Below are 10,537 nucleotides of genomic sequence, written 5' to 3'. Positions count from 1 at the left end.
TGCTCGCGCGGGAGCTGAGCGCGCTCACCAGCGCCTCGCAGCCGGCATCGCAGGCCCGCACCGAGGCGACCGCCTGGCGGACCGTCTCGGCCACCGCGGAGGTGAGCGCCCGGTTCACCGCGGCACGACGGGGTGTCTCGGAGATGGCGACCCGCAGCGCGGTCACCGCATCGTTGATCTCTTCGGCGTCGGCCACCCCGTCCGCGGCGAGGTGCGCGGCGATGGCGTCCGCCGCGACCGACACCTCGCGGCCCCGGGCGACGGTGCCGCCGAGCATGCCCGGCTCGGGCAGGGCGTCCAGCACCGCCAGGGAGACCGGCTCGGCCGGGTCCGGGTACGCGCGCAGCGCGGCCGGGTACAACTCACGCAGCACCTCGCGCAGCGCCACGGCGGCGGAGTGCCGACCACTGGCCAGCGCGGCGTGCGCGGCGAGCACCTGCTTGTAGCCGGCGAGATCCCGAGGTGCGGGGAGGGTGACCGCGGAGAGTGCGCCCGCCTGTAACGCGCGGGCCAGGCCGACGGCACGTCGTTCGGCCGGCGGTGACTGCATCTCCTCCAGTGAGTCGTCGTCGGCGAAGCGTTCAGCGAAGTCGTCCACCGAGTCGTCGTCGGCGATCGCCAGAGGTCGACCTGCCGCGCTCAACAGCGAGGTGACCGTGTGGTCGTCGCTGTCGGCGGCGATGGCCGCACCGCTCGGCCCGCCCGACCGCTCCACGAGCAGCGCGACGAGCTGGGCGTAGCCAGCGGCGTCGTCGCCGATCTCGCTGACATGCAGCAGACGGCCTGCGTCGTCGACCACAGCGGACGTCAGCGTCGAACCGGCGGAGGCCGGTCGGTCAGCCGGATCCGCCGAGGCCAGACCGCAGTACACGCGCACGAGCGCCACGGCGTCGTCCTCCTCCCGGGACAGGTCTTTCCTCTGCCAGCAACTGATGCTCCCCGGTACGGGTCAGTCGCGCCAGTCCACGACCGCAGAGATCTTGCCGACAATGGTGCGCCAGCCCAAACTCGCGGTCTGTGCCCCGATCTTCTTCAGCCGCCGACGGCCCATGAAACCGCCGATCCCGCCGTTGACGGTCGAGCGCAGGGCCTCGTCCAGGTTGTCGAGGCTGGAGCCTGCGGACAGCATGTCGAGTACCGCAGGCAGCCGCAACGCGTACGACAGGTCACGCGCGACCTCACCGGCCTCGATCAGCAGCGTCGAATCCCAGGCGTCGTGCCCGCCGCGCAGGTTCTCCACCACGAGGTCGAGCTCGTACGTGTCCTCGTCGAGCGGAGCGATGTCGGCCGGCTCCACCCGTTCGGACAATTCATTCCAGCTGTCCAGTTGGGACAGATCGTTGGGCGCGCCGGATCGGATGAAACTGACCAACGACTCGGGGGTCTTGAACAGCAGCAGCTTGCCCCGGTGGCTGAGGAAGACCGGCACCTCCTCGTCGTCCGACTCGTCCGTGGTGGCCTCGTCGTCGGCGTCGGAGGTCGCGTCGGCGTCCCGGCGGCGCGACGGCTCGTCCTCGCCGCTCTCGGCGAACTCCTCGGCCAGCTCCTCGTCGAGGATGACGACGGTCTCGTCGTCCTCCTCCTCGATCACCTGACGGCGCGCGAGGAACGGGTCGTCCTGGTCGCGCTCGGTCACGTCGGTCGGGGTCAGCTCCCCCGCCGGCCGGTACGCGCGCAGCGTGAAACCGGTGCCGGCGGGCAGGGCGATCTCCACCGGGTCGATCCGCAGCTCGTCCCAGAGCGTCCGGTCGGCCGGGGCGGACGCGCTGCCGGTCTCCTCGGCGTCATCTGGCTCGGCCGCGCCGGTGGTGTCGTCGAGCTCGGGCTCGTCGGCGTCGGGCCGTTGGGGCGACTGGCGGGCCACGCTGACCTCCGTGTGCTTCGGGTTGCCCACCCGCCGGCGTCTCGGTCCGGCGAGTGACTCTGGGCACATACCCTAGTCGGCTGCTCGGGAAGACCGGAGCCCGCACCCCGGTGGCGGCGCCCCGCACCCGGTGGGGCCTGCGGATCGCGGCCGCTGGCGGACCGGCCGTCGAACAAGTAGCGTAGCTACACATGAAGGCCCAGGCGCTGCACGGCCACCTCGACGCCCTGCTGCTCGCCGTTCTCGAACAGGGCGCGCTGCACGGCTACGCCATCATCGAGGCACTGCGCGCGCGCAGCGACGGCAACCTCGACCTGCCCACCGGCACCATCTATCCGGCGCTGCGGCGGCTGGAGCGGGCCGGGCACGTGGCGAGCACGTGGAGCACCGTCAACGGTCGGGAGCGGCGGACGTACCAGCTCACCGACGCCGGCCGGCGGGCGCTGACCGGGGAGCGCGCCGGTTGGCACGAGTTCCAGTCGACCGTCGGCCGCTTCCTCGACCCGGGCAGCCCATCCGGCAGCCCGGCCTGAGCTCGCATCCGCCCGTGGGCGGCACCTCTCAGCGCGCGGTGGCCAGCATCCACCCGCGCGCCGCGCGGGCCAGCGAGAAGTAGGCCGCGCCGGCCACCGTCACACCGATGAGCATCGGTGGCCAGCTCAGCGCCGCGTCCCAGAGGCCGAGTGACCAGGTGAAGAGGGCACCGCCGGCCACCATGCCCAGGGCCAGCGCAGCGGTCAGGCCGGCGCCCACCGCGCGCTGCGCGACGGCCAGGCCCGGCCGGGACGTACGGGCGCTCGCCGTGACCACCAGCAGACCGGCCACGGACAGCAGCAGCGCGCCCATCCAGATCCAGTCGACCGAGTTGGCGAGCAGCAGGTAGACGGCCGGTGGGCGGGGGCCGTCGCTCCAACTCGCCCCCCGCCAGGTCAGGTCGCCGGCGGCCACCCCGACCCCGGCGATCGCGAGCATCCGCAGGGCGAACCCGCGCAGCGCGGCCATCGCCAGCTCGGCCTGCCAGGAGGGCAGCAGCTGCGCCGGCGAGCCGAACTCGGCCACCGCGCGGCGCTGCGCCTCGGTCGGTGGCACCCCGCTCTCGCGGTACGCCTCGACGGCGTCCAGCAGCCCGTGCCGGGCCTCGGTCAGCAGGTCGGTCTTCAGGCGCGCAGGGCCCTGCAACCGGGCGGCCAGCTCCCGCAGGTGCTCGTCGACCAACACGTCCTCACAGCGCGGCATGGCACCACCCTGCCACGACTTCGGCGCGCCGACGTCCGGGGGAACCCTGGTCCGTCCCCGAGCCGGGTCAGGGGGCGAGCGCCAGGTACCCGCGTTCGGCCGCCTCCTGCAGCAGCCACTGGTCCCGGTACCAGCCGGGGGTGGCAACCAGGTCGCCGTGCCGGCCACGTTGGATCACCCGCCCGCCGTCGAGGACGACGATCTCGTCCAGCTCGGCCAGCCCGCTGAGCCGGTGGCTGATCAGCAGCACCGAGTGCCCGGCGGGGGTGGCGGCGAGGGCGGACGCGAGCACGGCGTCCGCGGCGGTCGGATCCAGCCCTTCGGTGGGCTCGTCGAGCACCAGCACGGGCGGCGCGGCGAGCAACGCCCGGGCGAGCGCGAGCCGTTGCCGCTGGCCACCGGAGAGCTGGCCACCCTCCTCGCCGACCAGGGTGTCCCAGCCGGCCGGCTGGGCGCGTACCCAGTCCAGCAGGCCGGCGGCGGCGGTGGCCGCGGCCAGCTCGTCGTCGTCCGCCCCGGCACGCCCGAGCAGGAGGTTCTCCCGGACGGTCGCGTGGAAGACGTACGCCTCGGCGAGCAGCCCGCCGACCACTCGGGGCAGCTCCTGCTCGGTGTACGCGGACAGGTCCCGCCCGCCCAGTTCGACCCGGCCGGACGCGGGCCGGACCGCCCCGGTCAGCACGGCGGCCAGGGTGCTCTTGCCGGCGCCGCTCGGGCCGACCACCGCGATCCGTCGACCGGCGGGCAGATCCAGGCTGACGGCGTCCAGGGCGGGCGCGGCGCCGGCCCGGTACCGCACGGTCACCCCGACGAAGCGCAGGTCGTACGGGCCGGCGAGGTCCCCGCCGCCGTCGGCGGGCGGGGGAGTGGGCGCGCCCTCGTCGAGCAGGGCGGCAACCCGGATCAGGCCGGGCCGCAGCTGGGTCCACTGTCGGGCCGCCGCGACCAGGGCCAGCGCCACCTCGACGGCGGCCAGCGAGCCGACGGCCAGCACACCGACCAGCACCCCCGACACGTCGGCGGCCAGCGCGGCCAGCACCACCACGGCGGCGGTCAGCCCGCCGACCAGCACCCCGGCGGCGTCCACCGCGAACCCGGTCGCGGCCAGCCGGCGTTCCAGCCGGGCCAACCGGCCGGCCCGCTGCTGGGCGGCGTGCAGCGCGGAGTCGGTCGCGCCGAACGCGGCCAGATCGGCAGCGCCGTGGGTGAGGTCGATCGCGTCGGTCGCCAGCGCACCGCGCAGTGGGGCCACCTCGGCCGCACTGCGTCGGGTGACCACGACGGCCAGTGCGGGCAGCGCCACTCCGGCGACGAGCAGCCCGACGGCGAGCGCCGCGCCGGCCGGCGGCGAGATCAGCACCGCACCGCCCACGGCCAGCACCCCGACGAGGACCGCCGCCGAGCCGGGCACCAGCACCCGCAACAGCAGGTCCTGGACGGCTTCGACGTCGGAGACCAGCCGGCTCAGCACGTCACCCGAGCGGTGCCCGGCGGTACGGCGGGCCGCGAGGGTGGCGAACACCCGGGCCCGCACGTCGGTGATCATGCGGAGTACCGCGTCGTGCCCGGCGAGCCGCTCGGTGTAGCGGAACACGCCCCGGCTGATCGCGAGCGCCCGGACCGCGACGATCGCCACGGTGAGCCGGTCCAGGGGCGGCCGGCCGGCGGCGCTCATCAGCAGCCAGGTCGCGGTGGCCATCAGGGCCAGCCCGGCGAACTCGGTGGCGGCGGCGAGCAGCCCCGCGCCGACCAGGCGGCCCAGGTACGGGCGGGCCAGTCGCAGCACCGCCCGTTCGGCGACCCCACGTCCGGCCGGTGTCGCGTTCATCGGGCCACCTTCGGTGTCGGCGTCAGCTCGGTGACCCGGCCGTCCTCGATGCGCAGGATCCGGTCGGCGTCGGCCAGCAGCGCCGGCCGGTGCGCGACCAGCAGCGCCGTCCGCCCGGTGACCAGTCGGCGGGTGGCGTCGAGCACCACCGCCTCGGAGGCGGTGTCCAGCCGGGCGGTCGGCTCGTCGAGCAGCACCACCGGGGCGTCCCGGAGGAACGCGCGGGCCAGGGCCACCCGTTGCCGCTGACCGCTGGACAGCCCGTGCCCGCGTTCACCGAGCAGCGTGTCCAGGCCGTCGGGCAGGCCGGCGACCACGTCGTCCAGGGCGGCGTCGCGCACCGCCGCGGCAAGCGCCTCGGGCGGCGTGTCCGGCGCGCCGAGCCGGATGTTGTCGGCCAGCGAGGCGGCGAAGAGGTGGGCGCGCTGCGGCACCCAGGCCAGCTGCCGACGCCAGGCGTCCGGGTCGGCGGCGGCGAGGTCCACACCGTCCACGGTGATCCGACCGCTGGCCGGGGTCACGAAGCCGAGCAGCAGGCCGAGCAGTGTGCTCTTGCCGGCGCCGCTGGGCCCGATGACGGCGATCCGTTCGCCGGGTCGGACGGTCAGCGTCACGTCGCGCAGCGCGGTGGTCCGCTCGTACGCCACGGTGACCGACTCGAACCGGATCTCACCGCGCCCGTCCGGGGTGGCCGCGCCCTCGGCCGCCCGGGGTGCGGCGGGCGTGGCCGAGACGGTCAGCGCCTCGTCGAGCGCGGCCAGCCCTTCCATGCTGGCGTGGAAGCGGCTGCCGGCGGCCCGCAGTGGCAGGTACGCCTCCGGGGTGAGCAGCAGCACCAGCAGCGCCGTCTGCAGGGCCAGGCCCCCGCCGAGCAGGCGGATGCCGACCGGCACCGCGACCAGCGCCACCGAGAGGGTGGCGACCAGCTCCAGCACCAGCGCGGACAGGAACGCGATCCGCAGCGTCTTCATGGTGGCGACCCGGTGCCCGTCGGCCATCCGGCGGACCACCTCGGTCTGCGCCCGGGCACGGCCGAACGCGCGCAGCGTGGGCAGCCCGGCGACCATGTCCAGGAAGTGCCCGCCCAGCAGGGACAGTCGACGCCACTGCCGCTCGGTGGCCGCCTGCGCCTGCCAGCCCAGCAGCGCGCCGAAGACCGGGATCAGCGGCAGGGTCAGCGCGATGATGACCGCCGAACTCCAGTCGGCGACGACGATCCGGGCCAGCACGGCCAGCGGCACCGTCACGCTGAGCACCAACTGCGGCAGGTACCCGGTGAAGTACGCGTCCAGCGCGTCCAACCCACGGCCGGCCAGGGTGGCGAGCTGACCGGCCCGCTGCCCGGCCACCCAACCCGGCCCGTGTCGGCCGACCGCACCGAGCAGGTCGGCCCGCAACGCGGCCTTGACCGTGGCGGCGACCCGCGCCGACACCGTCCCCTGAGCCCAGACCAGCGCCGCCCGGGCGGCGACCGCGACCAGGAACCCGGCCAGCGCCGGCCGGTCCAGTCGCCCGCCGATACCGGTGGCCAGCACCGCCGCCAGTGCCGTGGCCTGCGCCACGATCAGCCCGGCGGCGAGCACGCCGAGCAGGGCGAGCACGGCAAGGTCGCGCCGGGCCGCAGGGACCCGGCGCAGGAGACGCGGGTCGAAGGGACGGCGGTTCACCAGTACACCGGTGCCCTGCCGTCGGTCCGTCCCCGGAAAACCCACCAGCACATTGCCTGGAAGCCTAGTAGGGCCGGCAGCAGCGGCAGCGCCACCCAGCCGAGCAGCCGTAGCGTCGGTGCGCTCGCGGCGGCGTCGGCCACCGTCAGCGAGGCGCCCGGGTCGGTCGTGGACACCAGCACGTAGGGCCACAGGGCCGCGCCGACCAGCGCCACCGGCAATGCCAGTGCCGCGCCGGTGGCGGCCAGGGCCCACCCCGGCCGCCGCCGCGCCAGCGCCGCGCGGGCCGCCAGCAGCGCCGCCGCCAGCAGCACCGGCAGGAGTACGGCCACCGCCGGTCGCTCGACAGCGTCGCGTACCCGGGGGGAGAGCAGGCCCACGACGGTGGCCAGGGCGACCGCGCAGAGCGCCACCGGCACCAGCCGGCGGGCGGTGCGGCCGACCACGGCGGCGTCGGCGACCGGCAGTCGCAGGGTGAGGAAGGTCGCACCGTGCACCGCGACCAGGGCGACCATGGCCAGCCCGGCGGCGGCCGCGAACGGCGTGGCCAGGTGCGACACCCCGGCCACGTGCCCGTCGGCCTGGCGGGGTACGCCCTGCAGGAGCGCGGCGAGCAGCACGCCCCAGCCCAGCGCGGCGAGCGCGCTGCCGACCACCACCATCCGGTCCCAGCGGGCCCGGATCCGCTCGTCGGCCGGCCGGCTGCGCAGCTGCACCCCGGCGGTGACCAGGATGACCCCGACCAGGGCGCCGGCGACCGCCGGATAGCAACCGGACAGCAGTTCGCCCTCCAGCACCGGGAAGGCGCCGAAGAGGATGCCCACGGCGGCCACCAGCCAGACCTCGTTGCCGAGGAAGAACGGGCCGAGCGCGGTGAGGGCGGCCCGCCGCCCGGTGGGTCCACCGCCCCGGGCGAGCAGCAGCCCGACGCCGTAGTCGTAGCCGGCGAGCACCAGGTAGCCGCCGAAGAAGAGGCCGAGCAGGGCGTACCAGGCGAGGTCCACGGTGAGTCTCCTCAGTCGCTCAGGCGAGGGCGGGTTCGGGGTGGGCCGGCTCGCCGGGTGCTGCCGGTGGGCGGCCGAGGGCCGGATCGGCCGCACCGCGTGCCGCGTGGCGGGCGAGCAGCACCCAATTGGTGACGGCGAGGGTGCCGAGCAGCAGGCTGAAGCCGATCAGCGAGGTGAGCATCACCGGTGCGCCGACCGGGGAGACGGCCTGTTCGGTGGGGAGCAGCCCGTACGCCACCCAGGGCTGACGGCCCACCTCACGGGCGATCCAGCCGAGGATCACCGCGATGAACGGCAGGGGCGAAGCGAGCAGGATCAGCCAGAGCGGAAAACGCAGCCGGATGATCCAGTCGCGGAAGAGCAGCGGGAGCAGCAGCCAGACGCAACCGAGGGTGAAGCCGATCAGGATCATGAAGCCCAGCCCGACGCTGGCCAGCACCGGCGGCGCGTAGTCGCCGGGGCCGAACCGCGTGGTCCACTCGGCGATCTGTGCCTGCGCCTCCGGGTTGTTACCGCCGAATTTGGTCGGCTGCACCGAGCCGACCGGGCCGAACTGGGCGAAGCCGAAGCCCTGCACCATCGTGATCGCCAGCGCCGCGGTGACCAGGCCGACCCGCAGCGAGGTGCGGAACAGCACGAAGTCGGGCGTACGCCGGATCAGGTGCCCGGCGCTGACGGCCGCCATGAGCATCCCGCCGACCAGGAGCGCGGCCGACACCACGTGCCCGAACGCCATGCCGAGGCTGGGGTTGGTGAGCAGCGCGCCGAAGTCGGTGAGGTGGGCGATCCCGTCGCGCACCTCGTACCCGACCGGATGTTGCAGCCAGGAGTTGGCCACCATGATCCAGAACGCCGAGGCGTACGCGGTGATGGCCACACCCCAGAGCAGCGCGAGGTGGACGCCCTTGCGGAGTCGGTGCCATCCGAAGATCCACATGCCAAGGAACGTGGACTCCAGGAAGAACGCCACGAGCGTCTCGATGGCCAGCGGCGCGCCGAAGACGTTGCCGACGTAGCGCGACAGACCACTCCAGTTCAGCCCGAACTGGAACTCCATCACGATGCCGGTGGCGACGCCGAGCACGTAGTTGATGACGTAGAGCTGGCCCCAGTACCGGGTGAGCCGCTCCCACTTCGGGTTGCCCGTGAGCACCCAGGCGGTCTGCATCCCGACCAGCAGGGTGACCAGCCCGAGCGTGACCACCACGAACAGGAAGTGGATCGAGGTGGTGGTGGCGAACTGCAGGCGGGCGAGGAGCAGGGTGTCCATGGCCGGCCCTCCGTAGGTTGGAATCCTTGTCGTAGCCACCCTACACGTAGCTTGGCTACACGTCATTTCTACTACGCCCTGTAGTAGATAATGCTATGACGAGACGTAGTAGCTGTTCTTGTCGGGGTCAGGTGCCGTGACGCAACGCCGGAGGAGGAGGCCCGCAAAGGGAAACTCGACCACCTGACCACCCGGTCGGCGACATCCACGCCGTCACCCCGATGGTGTGGGGCGGGCTGGCGCGTCGGCTCAGGAGAGGAAGAGGCTGATCGGCAGGGCGACAAGCGTGGTGGCGACCGCGAGGGCGGTGGCGCCGAGCATCCGGGGCGGCCGGTCGCTGACCAGGAGACGCTGTACCCGTACGTCCAGATCCCGGTCGCCCATGCCCAGCGCGCCGGCCGGGGTGATCCGGTGACCGGCGGCGGCGAACCGGCGTAGCGCGCCGGCGAGCGGCGCCTCGGCGTGCAACTCGCACGCCTTGTCGTCGGCGCGCATCTCGACCAGCAGGGCGACCCGCTCGTGCGCGTCGCGGACCCAGCCGAACCACGGCAACGCCCGGCAGAGCGCGGTGAACGGCAGCAGCACCAGATCGTGCCGCTCGTGGGCGTGTGCCCGTTCGTGGCTGAGGACGGCGGCCAGCTCGGCCCGGTCCAGCAGGCTCAACGTGCCCGCGCTGACCACCACCTGGGGCTTCACCCCGGGCAGGCAGTACGCGGCGGCGCTCGGATGGTCCAGTACGAGCGCGCCGGGTGCGGCCGGGTCGTCCCGGGCGACCAGGGTGAGCAGGTCACGGTGGCGGCGCTGGGCGCGGACGGTGCCGTGGATGCTGCGCACGGTCGTGGTGACCAGCACCGCCCCGATGCCGAAGCCCACCCCGACGCCGGCGAGGTGCACCGCGGTCACCCCGATCGGCAGGGTGCCGTGGCCGAGGTCGCTGGCCAGGGCGAGCAGGGCGCTTCCGGTCGGCAGGTCGTACGCGCTCAGCCCGAGAGCCATCGGCAGGCCCATCGCGGAGAGGCCCAGCGCGAGACCGACCGCCTGCCAGCAGATGATCGCCACCCGGGGGCTGCGCCACGTCCAGGTGGAGCGGGCCAGCACCTGAGCGGTCAGGTAGCAGGCCACCATGGTGGCGGCGAAGTGCACGGCGTAGGCCATGGCGTACGCCCTACCGCTCCGCTGCCTCGCCGGCCGGCCGTCGGCCCGCCGGCCCGTCCACCCGGTCGGTCAGGGTGTCGGCCCCGGCCGGGTCACCGCCGGTGGAGCCCGGCCCGGTCAGGCCGGCCTCGCTGCCCAGGGCGGCGCGCAGCACCTCGGCCTCGGTGCCGGTGACCGAGCGGGCGAAGCGCACCAGCGCGGCGTCCCGGCTGCCGCCCAGGTCGAGGGCGTCGAGCATGAGCTGGGCGATGTGTGCCTCGCGGCTGGCTGCCGGCCGGTACCGCCAGGCCCGGCCCTCCCGCTCCCGCTGCACCATGCCCTTGCCGGCGAGTCGGTCGAGAACGGTCATCACCGTCGTGTACGCCAACTCGCGCCCGTCGAGCGCGTCGGCCACCTCGCGCACGGTCACACCGTCCGACGTGCCGGGGACCACGTCCCACAGCACGTCCATCACCGCACGCTCAAGATCGCCCAACCGAGTCACAGGCTAATCCTACCTCCGGTAGGAGA

The 10,537-nt window shown here is 74.3% G+C and carries 9 protein-coding genes and 1 pseudogene; 1 reads left to right on the top strand and 9 read right to left on the bottom strand.

The genetic code is table 11. The annotated features are described in order from the left end of the window. Positions 1-910: pseudogene (locus tag F8271_RS26920) on the bottom strand (transposase); the annotation flags it as partial. Between the two features lie 39 nt (positions 911-949). Next, the gene (locus tag F8271_RS26915) at positions 950-1,894 is read right to left on the bottom strand and encodes a DNA primase (protein WP_151492659.1); all 945 of its coding nucleotides are present in this window, start codon (positions 1,892-1,894) and stop codon (positions 950-952) included. A 161-nt stretch (positions 1,895-2,055) separates the two neighbouring features. Between F8271_RS26915 and F8271_RS26910 the strand changes: the two genes are divergently transcribed. Beyond that, positions 2,056-2,397 (top strand): PadR family transcriptional regulator, encoded by a 342-nt coding sequence (locus tag F8271_RS26910; protein WP_151492658.1) that lies wholly within the window; start codon positions 2,056-2,058, stop codon positions 2,395-2,397. 28 nt (positions 2,398-2,425) lie between these two features. Here the strand turns inward: F8271_RS26910 and F8271_RS26905 are convergent, their stop codons facing one another. The 7 genes from F8271_RS26905 to F8271_RS26875 form a co-directional block, all read right to left on the bottom strand. Continuing rightward, positions 2,426-3,100, bottom strand: a complete 675-nt coding sequence (locus tag F8271_RS26905; RefSeq protein WP_151492657.1) for a permease prefix domain 1-containing protein — start codon at positions 3,098-3,100, stop codon at positions 2,426-2,428. Positions 3,101-3,167: 67 nt separating this feature from the next. Further along, positions 3,168-4,928: a thiol reductant ABC exporter subunit CydC gene (cydC, locus tag F8271_RS26900; RefSeq protein WP_151492656.1), complete on the bottom strand. Its 1,761-nt coding sequence runs from the start codon at positions 4,926-4,928 to the stop codon at positions 3,168-3,170. After that, positions 4,925-6,595 (bottom strand): thiol reductant ABC exporter subunit CydD, encoded by a 1,671-nt coding sequence (gene cydD, locus F8271_RS26895; RefSeq protein WP_151492655.1) that lies wholly within the window; start codon positions 6,593-6,595, stop codon positions 4,925-4,927. Before cydD ends, cydC begins: the two co-directional genes overlap by 4 nt. Beyond that, the gene (locus F8271_RS26890; RefSeq protein WP_151492654.1) at positions 6,592-7,599 is read right to left on the bottom strand and encodes a cytochrome d ubiquinol oxidase subunit II; all 1,008 of its coding nucleotides are present in this window, start codon (positions 7,597-7,599) and stop codon (positions 6,592-6,594) included. Before F8271_RS26890 ends, cydD begins: the two co-directional genes overlap by 4 nt. Positions 7,600-7,618: 19 nt before the next feature. Continuing rightward, the gene (locus F8271_RS26885) at positions 7,619-8,872 is read right to left on the bottom strand and encodes a cytochrome ubiquinol oxidase subunit I (protein ID WP_151492653.1); all 1,254 of its coding nucleotides are present in this window, start codon (positions 8,870-8,872) and stop codon (positions 7,619-7,621) included. Positions 8,873-9,121: 249 nt separating this feature from the next. Then, complete coding sequence (locus F8271_RS26880) at positions 9,122-10,027, bottom strand: M56 family metallopeptidase (RefSeq protein ID WP_151492652.1); 906 nt, start codon at positions 10,025-10,027, stop codon at positions 9,122-9,124. A 10-nt stretch (positions 10,028-10,037) separates the two neighbouring features. Further along, positions 10,038-10,511 carry a BlaI/MecI/CopY family transcriptional regulator gene (locus F8271_RS26875; protein ID WP_151492651.1) on the bottom strand — a complete coding sequence of 158 codons (474 nt, stop codon included), beginning with the start codon at positions 10,509-10,511 and terminating at the stop codon, positions 10,038-10,040. Between the last annotated feature and the right edge of the window lie 26 nt (positions 10,512-10,537).

The organism is Micromonospora sp. ALFpr18c, assembly GCF_008868155.1.
Lineage (GTDB): Bacteria > Actinomycetota > Actinomycetes > Mycobacteriales > Micromonosporaceae > Micromonospora.
This window is presented reverse-complemented; position numbering and strand designations above follow the sequence as displayed.

What these genes read in the sequence shown, in the direction of transcription:
- F8271_RS26910 (WP_151492658.1), top strand. Translation starts at nt 2,056, where the DNA reads ATGAAGGCCCAGGCGCTGCACGGCCACCTCGACGCCCTGCTGCTCGCC.
- F8271_RS26905 (WP_151492657.1), bottom strand. Translation starts at nt 3,100, where the DNA reads ATGCCGCGCTGTGAGGACGTGTTGGTCGACGAGCACCTGCGGGAGCTG.
- cydC (WP_151492656.1), bottom strand. Translation starts at nt 4,928, where the DNA reads ATGAACGCGACACCGGCCGGACGTGGGGTCGCCGAACGGGCGGTGCTG.
- F8271_RS26885 (WP_151492653.1), bottom strand. Translation starts at nt 8,872, where the DNA reads ATGGACACCCTGCTCCTCGCCCGCCTGCAGTTCGCCACCACCACCTCG.
- F8271_RS26880 (WP_151492652.1), bottom strand. Translation starts at nt 10,027, where the DNA reads ATGGCCTACGCCGTGCACTTCGCCGCCACCATGGTGGCCTGCTACCTG.